The sequence below is a fragment of the Thalassovita mediterranea genome, from assembly GCA_019448215.1.
In the GTDB taxonomy this organism is placed as follows: domain Bacteria; phylum Pseudomonadota; class Alphaproteobacteria; order Caulobacterales; family Hyphomonadaceae; genus Henriciella.
This window is the reverse complement of sequence record CP080408.1, coordinates 565,366-584,731: the sequence shown is the minus strand read 5'-3', so window position 1 is coordinate 584,731 and position 19,366 is coordinate 565,366. Positions and strand designations below refer to the sequence as shown.

At 59.4% G+C, this 19,366-nt stretch carries 20 protein-coding genes and 1 other RNA gene; 2 read left to right on the top strand and 19 right to left on the bottom strand.

The genetic code is table 11. From position 1 onward, the window contains the following. Positions 1 to 150: 150 nt before the first annotated feature. The 9 genes from KUV46_02845 to fumC form a co-directional block, all read right to left on the bottom strand. Positions 151 to 327 carry a DUF4169 family protein gene (locus tag KUV46_02845; GenBank protein QYJ01341.1) on the bottom strand — a complete coding sequence of 59 codons (177 nt, stop codon included), beginning with the start codon at positions 325 to 327 and terminating at the stop codon, positions 151 to 153. Next, positions 324 to 923: a GNAT family N-acetyltransferase gene (locus KUV46_02840; GenBank protein QYJ01340.1), complete on the bottom strand. Its 600-nt coding sequence runs from the start codon at positions 921 to 923 to the stop codon at positions 324 to 326. Before KUV46_02840 ends, KUV46_02845 begins: the two co-directional genes overlap by 4 nt. A 4-nt stretch (positions 924 to 927) precedes the next feature. Beyond that, positions 928 to 1,224, bottom strand: coding sequence for a hypothetical protein (locus KUV46_02835; protein ID QYJ01339.1), 297 nt, complete (start codon positions 1,222 to 1,224; stop codon positions 928 to 930). Between the two features lie 77 nt (positions 1,225 to 1,301). Then, entirely contained in the window at positions 1,302 to 2,456 is a 1,155-nt protein-coding gene (locus KUV46_02830; protein ID QYJ01338.1) for a hypothetical protein, read from the bottom strand. A gap of 131 nt (positions 2,457 to 2,587) precedes the next feature. Next, positions 2,588 to 4,228, bottom strand: coding sequence for a SulP family inorganic anion transporter (locus KUV46_02825; GenBank protein ID QYJ01337.1), 1,641 nt, complete (start codon positions 4,226 to 4,228; stop codon positions 2,588 to 2,590). A 110-nt stretch (positions 4,229 to 4,338) separates the two neighbouring features. After that, positions 4,339 to 5,148 (bottom strand): SDR family oxidoreductase, encoded by an 810-nt coding sequence (locus tag KUV46_02820; GenBank protein ID QYJ01336.1) that lies wholly within the window; start codon positions 5,146 to 5,148, stop codon positions 4,339 to 4,341. 71 nt (positions 5,149 to 5,219) lie between these two features. Further along, positions 5,220 to 5,516: a CcdB family protein gene (locus KUV46_02815; GenBank protein QYJ01335.1), complete on the bottom strand. Its 297-nt coding sequence runs from the start codon at positions 5,514 to 5,516 to the stop codon at positions 5,220 to 5,222. Between the two features lie 3 nt (positions 5,517 to 5,519). Then, positions 5,520 to 5,756 (bottom strand): type II toxin-antitoxin system CcdA family antitoxin, encoded by a 237-nt coding sequence (locus KUV46_02810; GenBank protein ID QYJ01334.1) that lies wholly within the window; start codon positions 5,754 to 5,756, stop codon positions 5,520 to 5,522. A 225-nt stretch (positions 5,757 to 5,981) separates the two neighbouring features. After that, a complete protein-coding gene (fumC, locus tag KUV46_02805) occupies positions 5,982 to 7,391 on the bottom strand; it encodes a class II fumarate hydratase (GenBank protein QYJ01333.1) in 1,410 nt (469 codons plus the stop codon). Between the two features lie 168 nt (positions 7,392 to 7,559). Here fumC and hemH point away from each other — a divergent pair, with 168 nt between their 5' ends. After that, positions 7,560 to 8,606: a ferrochelatase gene (hemH, locus tag KUV46_02800; GenBank protein ID QYJ01332.1), complete on the top strand. Its 1,047-nt coding sequence runs from the start codon at positions 7,560 to 7,562 to the stop codon at positions 8,604 to 8,606. A 59-nt stretch (positions 8,607 to 8,665) separates the two neighbouring features. Here hemH and KUV46_02795 read toward each other — a convergent pair whose 3' ends face one another. Together KUV46_02795 and KUV46_02790 are read right to left on the bottom strand one after the other, a co-directional pair. After that, a complete protein-coding gene (locus KUV46_02795; protein QYJ01331.1) occupies positions 8,666 to 10,954 on the bottom strand; it encodes a TonB-dependent receptor in 2,289 nt (762 codons plus the stop codon). A gap of 130 nt (positions 10,955 to 11,084) precedes the next feature. Further along, a complete protein-coding gene (locus tag KUV46_02790) occupies positions 11,085 to 11,867 on the bottom strand; it encodes a GGDEF domain-containing protein (protein ID QYJ01330.1) in 783 nt (260 codons plus the stop codon). A 55-nt stretch (positions 11,868 to 11,922) separates the two neighbouring features. Between KUV46_02790 and KUV46_02785 the strand changes: the two genes are divergently transcribed. Continuing rightward, entirely contained in the window at positions 11,923 to 12,366 is a 444-nt protein-coding gene (locus KUV46_02785; GenBank protein QYJ01329.1) for a RusA family crossover junction endodeoxyribonuclease, read from the top strand. A 30-nt stretch (positions 12,367 to 12,396) separates the two neighbouring features. Here the strand turns inward: KUV46_02785 and KUV46_02780 are convergent, their stop codons facing one another. From KUV46_02780 to KUV46_02745, 8 genes are all read right to left on the bottom strand, one after another. After that, positions 12,397 to 12,846, bottom strand: a complete 450-nt coding sequence (locus KUV46_02780) for an SET domain-containing protein-lysine N-methyltransferase (GenBank protein ID QYJ01328.1) — start codon at positions 12,844 to 12,846, stop codon at positions 12,397 to 12,399. A 152-nt stretch (positions 12,847 to 12,998) separates the two neighbouring features. Beyond that, positions 12,999 to 13,454 carry a PaaI family thioesterase gene (locus KUV46_02775; GenBank protein ID QYJ01327.1) on the bottom strand — a complete coding sequence of 152 codons (456 nt, stop codon included), beginning with the start codon at positions 13,452 to 13,454 and terminating at the stop codon, positions 12,999 to 13,001. Between the two features lie 3 nt (positions 13,455 to 13,457). Continuing rightward, on the bottom strand, positions 13,458 to 13,958 hold the full coding sequence (locus tag KUV46_02770) for a hypothetical protein (GenBank protein ID QYJ01326.1): 501 nt from the start codon (positions 13,956 to 13,958) through the stop codon (positions 13,458 to 13,460). 165 nt (positions 13,959 to 14,123) lie between these two features. Then, entirely contained in the window at positions 14,124 to 14,324 is a 201-nt protein-coding gene (locus KUV46_02765; GenBank protein ID QYJ01325.1) for a hypothetical protein, read from the bottom strand. 85 nt (positions 14,325 to 14,409) lie between these two features. Then, positions 14,410 to 14,766: a transfer-messenger RNA gene (gene ssrA / locus KUV46_02760) on the bottom strand. Continuing rightward, complete coding sequence (locus tag KUV46_02755; protein ID QYJ01324.1) at positions 14,767 to 15,978, bottom strand: hypothetical protein; 1,212 nt, start codon at positions 15,976 to 15,978, stop codon at positions 14,767 to 14,769. It lies immediately after the preceding tmRNA gene. A gap of 171 nt (positions 15,979 to 16,149) precedes the next feature. After that, positions 16,150 to 17,601, bottom strand: a complete 1,452-nt coding sequence (locus KUV46_02750) for a hypothetical protein (GenBank protein QYJ01323.1) — start codon at positions 17,599 to 17,601, stop codon at positions 16,150 to 16,152. Positions 17,602 to 17,768: 167 nt separating this feature from the next. Next, on the bottom strand, positions 17,769 to 19,172 hold the full coding sequence (locus KUV46_02745) for a hypothetical protein (protein ID QYJ01322.1): 1,404 nt from the start codon (positions 19,170 to 19,172) through the stop codon (positions 17,769 to 17,771). Between the last annotated feature and the right edge of the window lie 194 nt (positions 19,173 to 19,366).

The following is a 19,366-nucleotide window of genomic DNA, read 5'->3' as shown; positions in this document are numbered from 1 at the left end:
GGCGTCGTTCAGGCGGCGCCCATCAGGAAGCCGATCATGGTCGCCAGCAGAAAGCTGACCGAGACAACGCTAGTGGTAAGCAGGATGCGGGACATGGGCGGGTGTTCCTTTCTGGAAGTTAACGACCAGAATTGAACGCTAATTTGTCCGCTACTGTTCCCGCTTTGCGCCGTCGAGGCCCTTACTGGCGCGTTCTTTCTCTGATTTCTGGGCCGTTTTCTCAGCCTTGGTGCGGCCGAATTTCACGCGGTTTTCAGCGGCTTTCTTCTCGGCGTCGGCGCGCTGTTTCTGCTTGCGCGCCTTGTTGAGATTGATGGGTGTCGTCATGGCGCCTTGCCTCCATTTGCGAGCCGCGCGTCTAGTCTTTCACGCACGGCTGGCCATTCCTCTGCGAGGATCGAGAAGACGACGGTATTGCGCAGGAAGCCGTCCGGCAGGATGCGATTGTGGCGGAGGATCCCTTCCTGCGTCGCGCCAAGTTTCAGCACGGCGCGGCGTGAGCGCGTGTTGCGCTCATCGACATGAAAATAGACCCGGATCGCGCCAGCGTCGAAGGCATTGGCGAGCAGAAGCCGCTTGCAGGCAGGATTGACGACGCCGCCCTGAAACTCTGGCGCATAGATCGTCATGCCGACCTCGACATTGCGCCAGTCTGCATTCGGGTTGAGGTAGGCCGTCATCCCGGCGAAGCGCCCATCTGGCATGAGGACCGCAAACGGCCTCAGCGTGCCAGCTTCGGTGCGCTGGCGGATCGTCTTCGTCCAGGGCGTGATCCAGTCGCCCGGCGGGTTGTAGAAAGGCCAGGTGGCAAGGCGCTCACCGGAGCGCTCCGCCATGTCACGCAGCTGGCTCGCATGCACATCAAGATCGAACGGGACGAGCCGGACGAAGTCGTTGGAGTAGGGTGCCTGCGGTAGCTGCACCGGACTAGTCCTGGTGCTGATCGCGCCACTGTTCCATGGCCAGCGAGATGGCAAAGGTCTCACGGTATTTCGGGCTGGACGCCGGGCGCGGCGCGCGGGCCGAGGTAAGCGCCATGATCTCTGCAAGCTTGTTGTGGGCGGCGCCGGCCTGGCCTGCGCCAATATAGGCATGCAGTTCGACCAGAGCTGAGGACAGCGGGTCATTCGCACGGATCACGAAGTAGGGCTCGTCCTCACCAAGCTTGGACAGGACGTCAAATTCGGACGGGTTGGCTTTGGAGCCGACAGGAGCTTTCGACATGGTCAGGCGGGCCTTCTTCGTGATTCGGATTGAAGTCTAATCCAGCATATCCCATCGCGCGGGGCACGCCCAAGATGTCAGGCCGGGCTTACCAGTCTCAGCTTTTTGAGCATCACACCGATATTGTTGTGGGTGACGATCCCCTCAACGCGTTCGCCGCCTTTGAGACGTGTTCCTTCCTCGAGCAGGGAGTTGTCGAGGAGGGCGAGGACAGAAGTGTAGTTCTCATACCCGTCCACGATTTCGACCAGGCAGGCACGGCGCGACAGCACCCGGCGCACGAACCCCTGGCATGGCTTTTCGCGGACGCAGACAAGGTAGGCGGGTTCCTCTTTGCCCGGTGCGACAGTGCGCTTGCTGGAGCTCATGAAGAGGAGGTCTTCGCCAGTTTCGGGGAAGCCCTCACTGGAGAGGCTCACACGGTTAAAGTAAAAGCGCTGACCTTCTTCGCTGAGATTGGATGAGGCGTTTGCGACCCGTTCGACAATGAACCCGAAGCGGCCGTCTATGGATTTTTCCACGACCCCGATTTGCCACGCACGCTGTTTTTTGCCGTCGCTGATGCCTTTGGCAAAGACGGTTGGCATCTTCGTGCGAGGCGGATTGAGGAAGGTGCTGAACCTGTCATTGGTCGCATGTGTCTGGGCTTCCTCAGCATCATTATCAAGTTGAGCGTCGGTTTTGGTGCTGACATTCAGGCTACGGCGTTTGCTGAGTGTCTTTTCCTGAAGGCGGACGATTTCGGCGCGTCGCCGCTCTTCCCACTGGTCCCAGTTGGCGAAGGTGCGCGTCCAGAGCCATCGGTGAAGAAGAGCTGCGAGGGCGATGAGCGCGAAGATGATGGCCCCTGCAAGGGCCATATCCTCGAATGTGACGCCGAAAAGGGCGATGCCCTGAAGGGGCCCATATGTCCTTAGCCAACCAAGTGCGCTGGCCAGGATTGAGAAGAGCGAGAAGACCGCGAACTTCTGGTCAAGCAGGGACGCATGCAGCTGCGGGGAGTCGTGGATCTTGCGCTTGGCGTCATAGTCCGCCTGAAGCGCGGCGATCCGTGCGGGGCGGGTCCGTTCCTGCCAGCGCCTGACATAGATCGTGGCTATAAAGCCTGCGACGATGACGAGCGCAGCGCCGCCGAGATAGGCGGCCGCCGATGGGTAAGCCTCAACGAGACGGCTGACCTGCCCGGCGAGCGAGCTGATCACATTCCACATCTGCTGCATGAAATCGTTCACGCATGCCCCCCGCTAACCCCGGCGCGTGGCTACCTGCTTAAGGGTTAGGGGCGCGAAACCCAAAGTAAATTCAGGTCTGAGGGGAAAAGTCCCCCTCCTGCTCGCGTGAGGGGGAGTGAGGGTGATACCGCCTAGTGGCCGCTGCCGAACGCGCCGGTGCGAACGCCATAGTCCACGGCGACGGCATAGTCTGGATCATCATCGCTATCGACCATGAGCTGGCCGGCACGTTTCAGGAGCTTGTGGCAGTCGCGTGAAAGGTGGCGCAGGCGAAGGGTCTTGCCGTGAGCTTCATACTTGGCGGCGAGGTCTTCGATGGCCTGGAGGGCAGACTGGTCCACCACGCGAGACCGCATGAAGTCGACGATGACGACGTCCGGGTCGGTTTCCGGATGGAAGAGCTCAGCAAAGCCATCGGTCGAGCCGAAGAAGAGTGGGCCTTCAATCTCATAGACATGGGCACCTGGCGTGCGCACCGAATCGCGCTCGATGATGCGAATGCGGCGTGCATTATTCCAGGCATAGGCAAGCGCCGAGACGATCACGCCAACAACCACCGCCGTGGCGAGGTCATAGAAAACGGTGACGGTCGTGACGAGCACGATGACGATTGCGTCCGTCAGGGGGATGCGGGTCATGATCCGCAGGCTGTTCCAGGCAAAAGTACCGATGACGACCATGAACATGACACCGACGAGGGCGGCGAGGGGAATCTGCTCAATCAGGGCAGAGCCGACAAGGATGAAGGCGAGCAGGAAGAGGGCCGCAGAAAGACCAGAGAGGCGCGTGCGGCCTCCAGATTTCACGTTGATCATGGACTGGCCAATCATGGCGCAGCCGCCCATGCCGCCAAAGAAACCAGTGACGAGGTTTGCTGCGCCCTGGGCGACACATTCCTGGCTGGCACCGCCGCGCTTATTGGTCATTTCGCCGACGAGGTTGAGCGTCAGCAGGCTCTCGATAAGGCCGATCGCTGCGAGGATCACAGCATAGGGGAGAATGATTTCGAGCGTTTCGAGGTTCAGCGGCACAGCTGGGATGTGGAAGGCAGGCAGGCCGCCCTCGATTGAGGCCATATCGCCGACGCGCGGCACGTCGAGACCGAAGACGATAACGATGGCGGCGACAATGCCGATGCCGGCGAGCGGAGCCGGGATGACCTTGGTGAACTTGGGCAGGCCCCAGATGATTGCCATCGTCACGCCGACGAGGATCAGCATAAGCGCCAGCGGCCAGCCGCTCATCCATTCTCCGCCAGCCATGCCATGACCGGAGACCTCAGCTGTGCCCGGCACCTGAAACTGGGTCAGCTGGGCAAGGAAGATTACGATGGCGAGGCCATTCACGAAACCGAGCATCACAGGATGCGGCACCAGCCGGATGAATTTGCCGAGTTTGAGGATGCCTGCGCCAAGCTGGAGGATACCCATCAGCACGACGGTCGCGAAGAGATACTCCACGCCGTGCTGGGCGACGAGGGCGACCATCACAACCGCAAGCGCGCCGGTCGCGCCCGAGATCATGCCCGGCCGTCCGCCAATGCAGGCCGTGATGAGGCCGACAATGAAGGCCGCATAAAGGCCGACGAGCGGATGCACACCAGCGACAAAGGCGAAGGCGACGGCTTCCGGCACCAAAGCGAGTGCTACGGTCAGGCCTGAAAGAAGCTCAATCTTGATCCGGTTCGGCGTGAACTTGGCGAGGTTTTCCTGAGAAAAATTCTGCGCGCCGAGGCGATCTGCGAAAGCAGCGAATGGGGATTTGCTGGTCACGGGCTGGCTCAGTCTGTTGGCGTTTAACGTCTGGCGTCCGTATGACGGTCTTTATATTGCGGCGCAACATGCAGGCCGTCATCGGAGCTGACTTTGGTGCTGCGTGCCGGCTAGCTCGACGAGACGATGCCGCCGTCGCATGGGATGGTGTGACCTGAGATGTAGGCGCCAGCGCGTGAGGAGAGGAACATGGCGAGGCCTGCAATGTCCTGCGGCGTGCCGACACGGCCGGATGGGTTGCGATCCCCAATGGGCTGCCAGTTGACGCCTTCAGTCTCACCGCCATAGCCGACACCGGTGGAGAGCATCCATGTCGGGAAGGGGCCAGGTGCGATACCGTTGACGAGAATATGCTCACCGGCGTGAGCCGCGCCCATGAAGCGGGTGAGGTGGATGACGGCAGCTTTGGACGTGCCATAGGCATAGCCACTCATCGGCGAGGTGTGCATGCCATCAATGGAGGCGATGTTGATGACCCGCGCCGGGTCTTCGGCGCTGGCGGATTTTCTCAGAAGCGGTGCCAGCTTTTGCGTGAGGAAGAAGATGCCCTTCACATTCACGTCCATAACCTTGTCCCAGCCGCTCTCCGGGAAGTCCTCGAACTTCGCCCCCCAGGCGACGCCTGCATTGTTGATGAGGACATCGACCTTGTCTTCGCGCTTGGCGATCTCGTCAGCGAGGTGCTGGATGCCGACCATCTGGCCGACATCGGAGGGGATGGCGTAGATCTCGCCGCCATACTGGTCCTTCAGGCGTTTCACTGTTTCTTCACAGGCATCGGCCTTGCGCGAGGAGATGATGACCTTGGCGCCATTGGCGAGATAGCCCGCCGCAAGCATCTCACCGATGCCGCGCGAACCACCGGTGATGACCACCGTCTTGCCCTTCACCGAGAAGAGATTGCTGAAATCATTGCTCATGGCGTGTCCTCCGCTTCGTTTGCTTCCTGCGGTTTGGAGGAGGCGTGCCGCGCTGGCAAGAGCAGTGGGCGTCAGTTGCCCGAGAAGAGACGCGAAAGCGCCCGCTGGATTTCATAGTCATAAGACAGCAGCGACCCGACCTCATTCCTGAGGGCGGCTTTGCGTATGCTCGCCATCAAATGAACACCCAAAAGATACGCCTTCCCGTTCAGCTCAACGCGAGGCGTAATGACGTCGATGGGTTTTGCTGCCTCGACCGGGTAGAGGGGCGCGGCAAGGACAAAGTCGCCAGTGTCGATCCCGGGGTATTGAAGAATTACGATGGGCGGGCGCCCATCGCCAACGTCGAAAACGGCAAGGTGCTGCATGCTTCAGAACGCTCGCAAGCCATCCGACCAGAGGCCTTCGCGTTCGACAAGGTCATTCCAGCTTTCGATGGCTTCGCGATTTTCTTCCGAAAAGCGCTTCAAGCGCTCTGTTTTCACGGCGCGCTCAATAGCTTTGTGTGCGATTTCGGATGGGTCGAGGCCGTAAGAGGCGGCTTCCTCGAGCAAGGCTGGATGAAGGTCAAATGCGCTACGCTCGAACACTGTTCGGTCTTCGGCCAACCCCGGCATCTTGTCGGAAAGCGCCGCTTCAACTGCTGCATGAGCAGAGGCTCTCAAGCTGCCAGTGGCCCCGGACACGAAGCTGTAAAGTGTCGTTGGAGCGATGCCCGCACGCTCCGCCAGCGCTGAAACCGGTTGTCTGGATTGGCTTATCGCTTTCCTGAGTTCGTCGGGATGCATCATCTACGGAAATTACGAATTTCCGTAGATGATGTCAAACCAAGATCAGCCCGGCGAGATCATCTTGGACGGGTCGACGATGGCGTCGAAGTCGTCTTCGGGGATGCCGTCCTTGATGGCTTCTTCTTTCAGGGTGGTGCCGTTCTTGTGGGCGTTCTTGGCGATGGCCGCGGCGCGGTCATAGCCATACTTTTCCTTGAGCGGGGTCACCAGCATCAGCGAGTTCTTCAGTCCGCGCTCGATATTGTCGAGGCGTGGCTCAATGCCGACGACGCAGTTCTCGGTGAAGGACACGGCTGCGTCTGCCAGAAGGCGGACCGACTGGAGGAAGTTGTAGGCCATCATCGGGTTGAAGACGTTGAGCTCAAAATGGCCCTGGCTGCCTGCGAAATTGATGGCGGCATTGTTGCCGTGGATGTGGGCGCAGACCTGGGTGAGGGCTTCGCACTGGGTCGGGTTGACCTTCCCCGGCATGATGGAGCTGCCAGGCTCATTCTCTGGCAGGGCAAGCTCGCCAAGGCCGGAACGCGGGCCAGAGCCGAGGAAGCGGATGTCGTTGGCGATCTTGAAGCAGGACATGGCGACCGTGTTGATCGCGCCATGCGTGAAGACCATCGCGTCGTGGGCCGCGAGCGCTTCGAACTTGTTCGGGGCGGTGCGGAAATTGAGGCCGGTGATCTGTGCGATCTTGTCGGCGACCATCGTGTCAAAGCCTTTGGGGGAGGCGAGACCCGTGCCGACAGCGGTACCGCCCTGCGCAAGCTCCATCAGCTTTGGCAGCGTCATCTCGATCCGCTCAATGCCGTTGGCGAGCTGCTGGGCGTAGCCGGAGAATTCCTGGCCGAGCGTGACCGGGGTCGCGTCCTGGGTGTGGGTGCGGCCGATCTTGATGATGTCGGCCCAGGCCTTTGCCTTGTCGTTCAACGCATTGTGAAGCTGTTGTAGCGCCGGAATGAGGCGGTGGGTGACTTCCTCGGCGCAGGCGATGTGCATGGCGGTCGGGAAAGTGTCGTTCGAGGACTGCGACATGTTGCAGTGGTCGTTCGGGTGCACAGGCGACTTGGAACCCATCTCGCCGCCAAGGATCTCGATCGCACGGTTCGAAATGACTTCATTGGCGTTCATGTTGGACTGGGTGCCCGACCCGGTCTGCCAGACGACGAGCGGGAAATGCTCATCGAGCTTGCCTTCGATGACTTCGTCGGCGGCCTGAACGATGGCCTTGCCCAGTTTCTCGTCCAGCTTGCCGAGTGCCATATTGGTTTCGGCGGCGGCCTTCTTCACGATGCCGAGGGCGCGGACGATCGGCGCAGGCTGCTTTTCCCAGCCGATCTTGAAGTTGCCGAGGCTGCGTTCTGCCTGCGCGCCCCAATACTTGTCGCCCGGGACTTCGACCGGTCCCATCGTGTCGCTTTCAGTACGTGGTTTCGGCTGCTTGTCGCCAAAGATGCCCATCGGGTCGGCTCCTGTTCGTGTGTCGGTTGAATCTTCAAAGTCCCGGGCGCTTTAGCATGGCGACGGGGAAGCGCAAAAGCGCGTTTGCGCGCGCATGTCGCAGTGTGTGGGCTTGTCGCCCGGCCAGCTGCCCTATCTATGATGCCATGAGACGCGGAGGGGTATCCGATGGCTGAGACAGACACATTGCTTGCAGGCAAGCCGCCGCACGCGCCGGAGGGACATCCGAGCGTTACGCAGGGCAGGACTGGCTTGCTGCTGGTCAATCTCGGCACGCCTGATGGCACTGACTACAAGTCGATGCGTCGTTACCTGTCTGAGTTCCTGTCAGACCGGCGGATCATCGAGGTGAGTCCGTTGATCTGGCAGCCGATCCTGCAAGGGCCGATCCTGACCTTCCGGCCGAAGAAGTCCGGTGAGGCCTACAAGAAGATCTGGACCGATGAGGGTTCGCCACTGCTGGTCTATACCAAGCGGCAGGCCGAAAAGCTGAATGCGCGGATTGGCAGTGAGCGATTGGTCGTCGATTTTGCCATGACCTATGGCAATCCGTCGATCGCCTCGAAGATTGCCGACATGAAGTCAAAGGGCTGTGACCGGATCGCGGTGATGGCGCTCTATCCGCAATATTCCGCCACGACGTCGGCCAGTGTGTATGACCGCAGCTTTGATGCGCTGAAAGAGATGCGTTGGCAGCCGGCAGTGCGAACGGCGTCGCCTTTTCATGACCACCCCGCCTATATCGAGGCGCTGGCGGCATCGATATCCGAGCATATTGCGGGCCTCGATTTTGAGCCGGAGCGCGTGCTGATGAGCTATCATGGCATTCCGAAAGCCTATTTCGAGAAGGGCGACCCGTATCACTGCCACTGTCACAAGACGACGCGTCTGGTGGCTGAAAAGCTTGGCTGGGCGGACGGGTTTGCGATGACCACGTTCCAGAGCCGTTTCGGGCCGACCGAATGGCTGCAGCCCTATACCGACAAGACCCTGGAGGCGCTGCCGGAGCAGGGCGTGAAGAAGGTGGTGGCGGTGTCGCCAGCCTTCATTTCCGATTGTCTCGAGACGCTCGAAGAGATCGCCATGGAAGGCCGTGACAGCTTCATGGAAGCAGGCGGGACGCATTTCTCAGTGGCGCCGTGCCTCAACGACTCAGAGCGGGCGATTGACCTGCTTGAGACGCTGGCCGCGCGCGAGCTCGCAGGCTGGATCTAGCGCAAAGAAAAAGGGCGCGCCTTGCGACGCGCCCTTTCATGATTTTCTGAGCCCGAAGCCTAGAAAGACTTGCGGATGCGCGCGCCGTAGAAGGTCGGCGTGCCTGCGATGAAGGTCGGGATGCCGAAACCGTCGCCGGTATTGCCAGCGTCGATGATGTAGTCTTCGCCGGTGAGGTTGTTGACGTACGCCTCGACGCCGAAGCCGTTCTCAAGGTCGAGCTGGACGTTGAGGTTTACGAGGCCATAGGCTTCCTGGCTGATCAGTTCGCGCTCTGTGTTGTCGAAATAGACCTGCGACTGCCAAGTGTAGCTCGGCACAATGCTGAGCGTGCCGAAGCCTGCATCCATCAGGAAGATACGCGCGGCGAGGCTGGCCTTGTGGTCTGGCGAGAGGCGCAGCTTGTTGCCGCCGAACGGGGCACCCGGCTCATCATCGAAGCGGGCATGGTTGTAGCCATAGCTTGCGATGATGTTGAGCGCGTCGGAGAGATACCAGTTGGCCTGTGCCTCAAAGCCTTCAGCCGTCGCGTCGCCAGCATTGATCGGCTCGATCAGCCCCTGTGCGTTGATCTGCGTCGACTGGAAGTTGTTGTACTCATAATAGAAGGCGGACGCTTCGAGGCTGAGATCGCCGCCGAGAAGCGAGCTTTTCGCGCCGACTTCATAGGCGTCGACAATCTCTGCATCGAGGATGGCAAAGCCAGCTGCCGGTGCAGATGCCGAGGCCGTGATGACTTCCGGGCGGCGGCCACGGGCATAGTTGGCGAAGAGGTTGACCGTGTCGGTCAGTTCGAACTTCGCCGCGGCGCGCCAGGTGAGGTCGTCGAAGGTTTCGCTGCGGGCGATGCGGCCACCCGAAGGCTGGACAAAGAGACCAGCACCGGTCAGCGCGCTTGGGCCGTTGAGCAGCTCAACCAGCAGGCCGCTTTCCTTGTCTTCGGTGGTGTAGCGAAGGCCGCCTGTGAGCTGCAGGCGGTCGGTCACGTCGACGGTGGCGTCGGCGAAGACTTCGAAGGCCTGAGTTTCACCATCATTGACGAAGCGCTCATTGTGGATCGGCTTCAGGGGGACAATGACGGTGCCGCCCGACTGCTGGAAGACCGTCAGGTTAATGCCCGGGAAGGCGCTTGCCGGCGGTGCGTTTGGCGGGGTCAGGAAGCCGCCAAGCAGGGCCTGGACAGCGCGTTCGTCGAAGGTGAGCGGGACATTCTGCTTGCCGCTCTCATCGAAGTAGCTCGCGCCAACAAAGCCGCGGACCCGGCCGCCAGCATCATAGTTCGCGCGCAATTCCTGGCTGAACTGCTCGCCCGATGCGTCCTCGCCAAAGATGAGGAGGTCGAGGCCGAACCCGTCTGGGTCGAACACTTCGAGGCTGTCGAACTCGCGGTAGCCGGTGATCGAGGAGAGCGTGATGTTGTCGGAAACCTGCCAGTCGCCGAGAAGGGTGACGCTGGTCACCTCGCGCTCAAGACCAAGTGGTTTGCCACCGAGGAAGTTGCCGAACGTGTTGAGGTTGGCCGGGTCCCATGGCGCGGCTGAGCCGTTCGGTTCAGGCAGGAAAGCCATGGACTTGAAGCTGGTGCCCGATGGGCTGTCTTCCTGATAGTTGGCGATGAGGTCGAAGCGCAGGTCTGCAGTCGGCGTGAAGGCGAGCGACGCGCGCACGGCTGACATGTCCTGGCTGTTGAAGTCTTCTTCGTCCGGATTGACGCTTTCGACATAGCCATCGCGCTCACGAAGGCGGCCTGCGATGCGGAAGGCGAGCGTGTCTTCGACGATCGGGCCGGTGACGTAGCCGTCGAGATAGACCTCATCATAGTTGCCGATACCCGCGGTTGCCTGACCGGAGAACTCGAACTCCGGCTTGGCCTGAATGACGTTCACGCCGCCGATGAGCGCGCCGCGTCCGAACAGGGTCGGTTGCGGACCCTTGGCGACCTCGACGCGCTCAAGATCGAAGAGTTCAACGACAGAGCCACGCGAGCGCGAGATTGAAACGCCGTCCTGAAAGATCGCGATGCGAGGTTCGATATTCGATTCGCCGCTATCGGAGGTGATGCCGCGGATCACAAAGCCCGGATTGTTCGGGCTTTGCTCCTGAACCTCAAAGCCCGGCACGAAGCGGGCGACGTCTGAGAATTCATCAAGGCCGAGATCATCGAGAAGTTCGCTGTCTACGGCGGACACGGCGACCGGCACGTCACGCAGGTTTTCGGCGCGCTTCTGGACGGTGACGGTCACTGTCGTCTGGCGCAGTTCATCTTCGCTCGTTTCCTGCGCGAGGGCAGGGGCGGCGAAAGACGCGGCGAGGGCAAGCGTCGTTGTTGTGAGGAGGAAGTTTTTCATGGGAGGCTCCGCAATGCAGTTTTCTGCTGGCGAGCCTCCTATTGGTGCATTGCAACAACCGTACGACGGTTCTCGCGAACTTGCCCCATATTTCAAAATTGTTGCCTGTCGAGCACGCCTACAGGTTTGGCTACCCGGCCATCGCGACGGAGACGGGGGCCAGGGTGGGCTTGCAGACAGTGCGATTGCGGCCGGTCTTCTTGGCTTCATACAATGCCCGATCAGCTTCGCGGAGCGCTGCGTGAAGGGATGAAGACGCGTTGAAAGTCGTAATGCCGAAGCTGGCAGAGACCGACAGGCCAGGGGCGACGTCATCGAAGGATGCGTCTTCAATCACGCCTCGCAGACGCTCCACCACAGAATAGGCCTGATCGAGGGTGACTGAGGTCAAAAGGATCGCAAACTCTTCGCCGCCCCAGCGGGCAAGGGCGTCGACAGGCTGGCGCAACACGCTTCCCGCGAGACCGGCGATCGTCTTCAGGACTTCGTCGCCTGCAGAGTGGCCGAAATTGTCGTTGATCGACTTGAACCAGTCGAGGTCGAAAAGAATGAGCGCGGCGCCGTTACCGGTTTTGTCCATCCTGATGCGCTCTTTTTCAACGACGCGTTCGAATGTCCGGCGATTCATGATTCCGGTGAGGGCATCCGTAGAGGCGAGCTCACGCAGCATTTCCTGATGCGCGGCGATCTGCACTTCCCGGCGGTAGTGAATGATACCTGCGGGGATGCCGACCGAGCACGAAATGATCACCGCGCTTGCGATGAACAGCGCGCCATTGTGGTTCAGCTCAAGCGCGACCGTCACCGACGCGCAAAGCGTGGCCAGTGTAATCGCCGTGCCGGTGACCATAATGGGAAGGCGGGTCGGCTTTCGATCGACGAAATCCGAGAGAAGAGAGATGAATCTACGCATGCGGGGGCTTGTCGCAGATTAAGTATGACGTTCCGTCTCCTGATCCTGTAAAATTTTGTATATCAACTACAAAATAAATACGGCGCTGGTCGGCGGCCCGAATGGCTGGCGCGATGGGCAGGACCGCTCTAGGTGTCTGTTCATGGATGACTGGATCAAGTCTGGGAAAGTGCGTGCGCGCATTACTGACGAGGGCGCGCTCGAAGTGCGCTGTTTCGGCCTGACGACGCAGGCAAAATACTACAAGCCGCTACTAAAGGAGTTTTTCCGGAAGGACTTCACCCGGCTGCGCCCGGGACACGGCGATTATGCGGTCCATATCGTCATGGAATATACAGGTGACCCGCCCTGGATGGACCTCGATAATCTGGCAAAGGCGCTGCTCGACAGCGTGTCAGGCAACGCGTTTGCGGATGACCATCAGGTCGCGCGCCTTCTGGTCGAGCGCCGGGTGGGCGACCGGGAAGGCATCTATATGCGCGTTGAGGCGATGGATTGAAGGGCCGCGCGTGGCGGCCCTTGAACGGTCCTAGTTTGCGGCTTTTGCTGTATCGACGGCCATCAGGAAGTCAGCCGGAAGCTGGCGTCCTAGCGGGCTGATCGAGGCCATCATATTTTCTGCCGTCGTGTCGAACTCGCGATAGTCGCAGGTCAGCTCCACGCCTGCCGGGATGTCGAAGAGGGCATAGCCCGCATCGATGGAGGAGAAGTCAGTGTTTGGCTGCTCGCTATGGTTCATATAGCGGCCTTCATCGCCGTCCAGGATACAGACCTGGCGGTCGTAAGGCGGGACGTAGGTGTAGCGTTTCAGAAAGTCTGAAAGGCGCTCATCGGCGTCGGTGAAACTGTCGAGGGAGATCATCCGGTCAACGCGTGGATCGAAGCGCCAGATCAGCTGGCCGCGCCGGATCGGCTCACGGGAGAAAACACCAAGACCTTCAATGTCAGAGGCAGCAAGATAGCAGGGGACCAGCATCATGGACTGGCAAGCTCCTGAAAGGCCGGGTCGCCGCCCGGAAACGGAATCAGGGTTTTGCCCGCGCTGGCGTCGCGCAATTGCTGTAGATGCCCGCAGCGTAGAAATATTCAAGTTAAATTATTGAGCAGTTTTGGAGGGCGCGGGGCGCGTGCTCAGAAACGCTTGAAGGCACGCGGTGCAGCCGTCGCTGTTGCGGTTGCCACAAGCTTTCCAGCGGGGTCGAAACAGCTCGCCTCAGAGAAGCAGACTGACTTGCCGAATTTGAGGATCTTCGCCTCGACTTTTGCCGGGCCGACAAAGAGAGGGGCGAGGTAGGACACCTTCATTTCCAGCGTCGGCGCCGTCATCGTGACGTTTGAGGCGATGATGATATTGGTGGAAATCGCCTCGTCCAGCATGGCCGCGATGAAGCCGCCCTGTATGGCGCCGGTCGGGTTGGCAAAGCTCTCGTGGGCGGTGAAGTTCACGACGACCCGCATCTCGTCCTGATGGACCTCGGCGAGATCCATGCCGAGCGTATCCGAGCAGGCCGGGCGCTTTTTCGAGTTGCGAAAGCGCGCCAGCATATCGGCGTCGCTGAGGCGCGGCTTTTCAGTCTGATCGGTCAAGATCTATTTCCGGCGGAAAGCGTCGATGCTCACGACAGTCGAGCCGCTCTTGTGGCCCGAAGCTTTTGCTGCAGGCTTTGGCGCCTGCTCGGCTGCTTCTGCAGGCGTTTCGCTGGCCGGGGTGATGATCTCGGGCTCGCCCTTGGTCATTTCCTTCTCGAAGGAAAGGCCGAAATTCACAGCTGGATCAACGAAGCGCGTCATGGCGGCATAAGGGATCGAGAGGTGCTGCGGCACGCCGCTGAATTTCAGGATCAGCTCGAAAAAGCTGTCATGCACTTCGAGGTCCCAGAACTGGTGCTGGATGACGATCGTCATTTCATCAGGGAAACGCTCAACAAGGTGATCGGCCATTTTTACGCCGGGCGCCTTCGTGCGAAACGTGATGTAGAAATGATGTTCACCCGGCGCCGCACCGTTTTCTGCGGTCTGGCGAAGGGTTTCTCTCACCACGCCGCGCATGGCAGCCTGAGTGAGCGCTTCATAGCCGATATAGTCGGTCATCCAAAAATCCTTCCAAGAGTTTTGGTTGTACCGGTAACAGCGGCCGGTTCAACATGCTTCATCCATGAGGCGAAGCGCGTAACAGCGTTTCGCCCCTACTGTTGGCGACGAATTCGTCACAAACGAGGCAAAACGCTGCGGTTTGAACGGGCGCGAGGGGGGGGACTAGTTACTCGGTTCGCCTTCGGTGGCAGGTGTTTCGTCCTTGCGGCGGGTATTGGTAACGGCCGTGATCAGGCCAAGCCCGGCAATGATGACGGCGCCGATGGCGACCCACTGGCCGGGAACACCAAGGGCGACGGCTGCCCAGATCAGCCCGCCAAGAAAGATCATGAAGCCGATAGTATAGATCGCGAATGAAGACATCTGTTCTCTCCTATTGATGAGAGCCAAACGCGGCTTGCCACCGTCGCGTTCCAAGCGGGCATTGGAGTGTCATGTCAGGGGATAAGGTGGAGGCTTCTGTTGCCAGGCGCCTCCGGGCCCCGCCTAAGGCGCTGAAGCCCTAGGAGTTAAGTTCGGTAAACCGAGCGCAGACTAGGCTGCGAGCAGTTCGCCTTCAGCAAAGTTGTCATTTGCAACTATTGTTGAGTGAGCTTCTAACGGAGCTCATCCGGGCGAAGGCATCGTCTTTACACGTCCGTCGATCCTGTTTCGCCCCCAAAGCCGTCCCGCTGAAGGAAGGGAATTTGGTGGAGGCGCCGGGTACCGCCCCCGGGTCCGAACCGCTTATTGCACGCGCGTTTATCGCCATAGTCCCCGAGGGGACAAACTGAATATAGGCCGCAGCTTGCGCCGATGAAAGGGGTCAGAGTGTGATCCGCAGGTCAGAAATCGAACTTGCGATGGACTGGTAGGCGTCCTGCAGCTGCTGGCCGTTCTCTGGCCGGAAGAAAAACTCCGAGCCGCTGGAGCAGTATTGAAGCACTTCGCGGCCCGCTTCGGGCGCCTGAAACGCGACTGAGTAGATGCGGATGCCCGCAGCCTTTGCCTGGTCGCAGAGCTGTTTGGCCTGCCAGGTGGAGCTGCCGTTTGAGCTGTCGCCAACCGTGTTGAAAGCCCCGTCCGTCATCAGGATAAGGGCCTTGGCGCTGTCTGGTTCATCATAGGCAAGCGGGGCAGAGCTTTCTGGAAATACCGAACTCCATGCCGGCGAAATCATGTACCAGCCCCAGGCGACCCCGAGATGGCCTGCCGTGTTACCTTCAGGGTCGAGCGCAGTGATATAATCGTAGAGCGGTTGGCGCGAACTGGTCAGCGCGAGGGGTTCTGCCTCGCCGCAATCACTGCGGCGGTAGACGTCGGCGGCGACGATATACTGGCCGGGGCCCGGTGCGGCTGCCGTAAATGCCTGGCTACCTTCGCGTTCGAACACACAGGTCGAGGTGTAATTGAAGGTGTAGTAGCTGCCGTAATAATAATAGCCGACGCTCTGGTTCGGGGAGCGCCCGGTTGCGGCCTCAAAATAGTCGCCTGCGTTGAACGCGCCATTATAGGCGACCATCGAGATGCGGATATCATCCTCGTGACCGGGCTTTGGCTCCTCGACCAGAAGCGTGTCGACGGCATCCCGGGCGGCGACTTTGAGGTCAGCGATGCGCTGGCCATCCATGGAGCCTGAAACGTCGAAGACAAAAGATACATCGACCTTGCCGATGCCGTAGGTGGTTGCCGTATCGATATCGAACTCGAACGTGTCGATATCGGCGATTTTCGCGAGGAAGGTCTCCATCGTGCAACTGGTGGTCGCCTCGACATCGGTTTCGTCGATGACGACGGCCGGGAGCGTGCAGGTCAGCGGAAAGGGACCGTTGGAGATGAGCGCGCTGAAATAGGTGCGCACGGTCTGCTGGACTTCCGCTTCGGTGGCGCCTTCCTGATAGGCGCGCGTCCCCGCGATGACGGCAGAATCGATGCTGCTCTGCGCTTTGGTCTTGTTCGTGGTCAGGACCTGAAAGTCGATGGCAAAGCCGGCAATCAGCGCGATAGGAAACAGAGACAGCGCGAACAGGATGGCCATCTGGCCATCGCTGTTTTGCTTAAAGGTCTTTCGTGTGAGTTGCCGCATAGGCGGAGGCCCTGATTTCAAGCGTCCGCCCATCATGCCGCGAGCCCGTTTCGGGAGGCCTGCGGATCGATGGCAAATTGAGAGGCTCCGGGTAGGCCACACTTAACCAAGACTGGTGTCCGGTCAGGTTTTGATACGCAGGTCTGTTATTGTCAGCGCAATGGCCTCATAGCTCTGGATGAGTTCGACGCCTGTCGATGCTGTGAACGCAAACTCATTTCCTGACGCGCAATAACTCATGATCTCTTCGCCCGCTGTCGGGGCCTGAAATGCGATCGTGTAGATCAGAATCCCTTCTGCCTTGATGTTGTCGCAGAGGGTCTTTGCCTGATCGGCGGAGCTTCCTTGCCCGCTGTAGAGCTGATGGATGAACTCGCCATCCGTCATCAGGATGATCGCCTTTTTGACCTCCGGGTCGTCATAAGGTTGCGGTGTCGCAGTTCCGTCGAAGACGCCGCTCCATGTCGGCGAGATCAGCTGCCAGCCCCAGGACAGGCCCTGATGTCCGGCCGTGCCGCCATCAGCGTTAAGCGTCTGAATATAGAGCGTGGCATCGAGCGTGCTGGACGTAAGCTCCATTGGTTTCACGCTCCGGCAGTCTGTGCCGTAAGTGGTCCAGGTGCGGTTGGTGTAGTTGAATTCAGCATAGGCAGTTGAGAAAAAACCGTCGGCGTTCGAGGCGTCCGTTGTGGCCCGCTTCTGGCCCGATGGGAGCGTCTTTACCAGCTGGCTTGACGTTCGCTGGGTCGGTTGGAAGTCATCGAAAGCATGTGTGCCGTCGCGTTCGTACACGCAGGTGGAGCTGACCGATTTCGTCGAGGTGAAGAGTTTCTGGACCCAGTTGCACTGGTAAACATAGACCAGGCAGAGTGAGCCGATGGAAAGGCCGCACACCCATTTACACTCCTGCACCGTGTCGGTGTAGTTGGCCGAATAGGTCCGATTGCGGTCCATGCCAGTGACGTTTTCGAAATAGCTGCCAGCATCGACCATGTGATTGTAGCCAACCATGGCGACACGCACATCGCCTACACTGGAAGACCCCGCAACCGGCATGATCATGTTCACTGCAGACGTGGCGGCGAGCTTCAGGTCAACCAGCCGCCCGAATGAGTTCATCGACCCAGAGATGTCGAAAACGAAAGCGACGTCGAGCTTGTCGGCTCCGAATATGGATGTTGCGGAAACGTCGAACGGGAGGTTTGAGCGACCTACGATGCCGCTCATGATGGTTTCCTGATAGCAGCGAACGTCCGTCTTGACTTCATTGTCTGTCGGGAATGACACGACGAGCGGGTCGCAAGTAAGCCCTGCATTGCTGCTTACAAGTGAACTGAAATAGGTCGCGGCATGTTCGCGCGCTTCAGTCTCTGAATGCGTCGTCTGGTACATCCGTCCGCCGGCGAGCGCGGCAGAGTCGATTGCCTGCTGGACGCGTTCTTTTCTGCTGGTCGCCATTTGCGTATCAAGCGCAAGGCCGACGACGGCAATTATCGGAAGTAGTGCAAAAGCCCAGATCGCGGCGACGGTGCCATATTCGTTGGCCAGTCGCCCGAAGCCTAAACGTCGGATCATGTACTCGAATTCCATAAACACATGAAAATATAAAATTTTTATGCTTCAGGAATTCCTTTCCCTCGACGAGATGGGCATATGACGGAATCGTGAAAAGTCAGTTATACTTGCATTTGAAATTGAATTCTTGCTACGCCACGGTCGGCCACGAAAGCCTGAGTCCTCGCCTAGCTCTTGATGCGAAGATCCGAGATGGATGTGGCGATCGACTGGTAGCTTGCCTTCAGCTCCGCGCCATTTGAGGCCTTGAAGGCATGCTCGGTGCTCGAAGCGCAATAGCTGAGAACGTCTTCGCCGGACTCCGGGGCCTGGAAAGCGATCGTGAAGATCACGACGCCTTTCTCCTTGATGCTGTCACAAAGCGCGCGGGCCTGCTCGGTTGAGTTACCCTGACTTCCATAGAGGTGGTTGTTGAACTCGCCATCGGTCATGATGATCATGGCCTTGGTCGTATCAGGCTCGTTGTACGGCAGCGGCTTGGCATTGCTGTCAAAAATGTCGTCCCATTCCGGCGATATCAGATACCAGCCCCAGGCAATGCCCTGATGGCCTGCCGTCCCGCCGCTGGCATAGAGGCTCTGGATGTAAAGCGCGATCTGGACGGCATTATCGTTCAGCTCCATTGGCTTAACGTTGAGGCAGTCATCGCCGAGGACGTTCCAGGAGTCGTTGGAGGAATTGTACTGGGCGTAAGCGGCTGAAAGGTAGCCGTCTACATTCTCAGCATCCGTCGTCGCGCGGCGCTGGCCCGATGGCAGGGTATCAACGAGGTCAGATGTGCGCAGAACTGTCGGCTGTTCATCATCGAAATTGTGATCGCCGTCGCGCTCATAAACGCAGGTAGAATCGACGACTTTCGTACGTGTGGTGGCTTGTTCCACCCATTCGCATTCATTCCGCCAGCTCAGGCAATAGGGGCCAATGGCAAAGCGACAAACCCATTCGCACTCTTGTACGTTTTCCATACGGGTGGCCGTATAGGTGCGCCGTTCTTTCAGGCCGGTCACGTCTTCGAAGTAAGGCCCTGCGTCGACCATGCCATTATAGGAGGCCATCGCGATGCGCACATCGCCAGCGCCCGACGCACCGGGAAGTGGCAGGAGCGTGGTGACGGCATCGGTTGCGGCGACCTTGAGGTCTGCGAGGCGGCCATAGGAGTTCATGGAGCCAGAAATGTCGAAAACAAAAGCGACATCGAGCTTGCCGACGCCATAGGTCGCCGTCGAGGAAACGTTGAACTCAAGCTGGGAGCGCCCCATGATGCCGCTGAGCGTCGTGTCCTGAAAACAGCGGACATCCGCGCGGATTTCCTCTTCTTCAGGATATGAAATCTGCACCGGCTCGCAGGTGAGGCCGGCCGTGTCGATCACGAGGGAGTCGAAATAGTCTTCAGAGTGCTTGCGCCCCTTACCCTTGGAGTTTGAGGATTGAAGCATTCTGGCGCCTGCCAGAACAGCTGAATCCAGGGCGAGCTGGACGCGGTCTTTTTTACTGAACGCGATGTGCGTATCGAGCGTGAGGCCAATGACCGCCATTATGGGCAGGAGAGCAAATGCCCAGATGACAGCCACGTTTCCGCGTCTGTCCTTAAACAGGGTTTGCTTTTGATGTGCTGACATAAGACTGCGTCCCGGCTCGGCCTGATCTTTCACAATTTAGCTTTTTACGAAGTCAGGATTAGGATGACGCTTCCGTCACCCTTCGAGTTTGCGTGCGGCCGTAAAGGTTGCGTTAAAGGTTTGGACTCCGGCAGCGACGTCGCCGA

What these genes read in the sequence shown, in the direction of transcription:
- KUV46_02845 (QYJ01341.1), bottom strand. Translation starts at nt 327, where the DNA reads ATGACGACACCCATCAATCTCAACAAGGCGCGCAAGCAGAAACAGCGC.
- KUV46_02835 (QYJ01339.1), bottom strand. Translation starts at nt 1,224, where the DNA reads ATGTCGAAAGCTCCTGTCGGCTCCAAAGCCAACCCGTCCGAATTTGAC.
- KUV46_02820 (QYJ01336.1), bottom strand. Translation starts at nt 5,148, where the DNA reads ATGAGCAATGATTTCAGCAATCTCTTCTCGGTGAAGGGCAAGACGGTG.
- KUV46_02815 (QYJ01335.1), bottom strand. Translation starts at nt 5,516, where the DNA reads ATGCAGCACCTTGCCGTTTTCGACGTTGGCGATGGGCGCCCGCCCATC.
- fumC (QYJ01333.1), bottom strand. Translation starts at nt 7,391, where the DNA reads ATGGGCATCTTTGGCGACAAGCAGCCGAAACCACGTACTGAAAGCGAC.
- hemH (QYJ01332.1), top strand. Translation starts at nt 7,560, where the DNA reads ATGGCTGAGACAGACACATTGCTTGCAGGCAAGCCGCCGCACGCGCCG.
- KUV46_02795 (QYJ01331.1), bottom strand. Translation starts at nt 10,954, where the DNA reads ATGAAAAACTTCCTCCTCACAACAACGACGCTTGCCCTCGCCGCGTCT.
- KUV46_02790 (QYJ01330.1), bottom strand. Translation starts at nt 11,867, where the DNA reads ATGCGTAGATTCATCTCTCTTCTCTCGGATTTCGTCGATCGAAAGCCG.
- KUV46_02780 (QYJ01328.1), bottom strand. Translation starts at nt 12,846, where the DNA reads ATGATGCTGGTCCCCTGCTATCTTGCTGCCTCTGACATTGAAGGTCTT.
- KUV46_02770 (QYJ01326.1), bottom strand. Translation starts at nt 13,958, where the DNA reads ATGACCGACTATATCGGCTATGAAGCGCTCACTCAGGCTGCCATGCGC.
- KUV46_02765 (QYJ01325.1), bottom strand. Translation starts at nt 14,324, where the DNA reads ATGTCTTCATTCGCGATCTATACTATCGGCTTCATGATCTTTCTTGGC.
- KUV46_02755 (QYJ01324.1), bottom strand. Translation starts at nt 15,978, where the DNA reads ATGGCCATCCTGTTCGCGCTGTCTCTGTTTCCTATCGCGCTGATTGCC.
- KUV46_02750 (QYJ01323.1), bottom strand. Translation starts at nt 17,601, where the DNA reads ATGATCCGACGTTTAGGCTTCGGGCGACTGGCCAACGAATATGGCACC.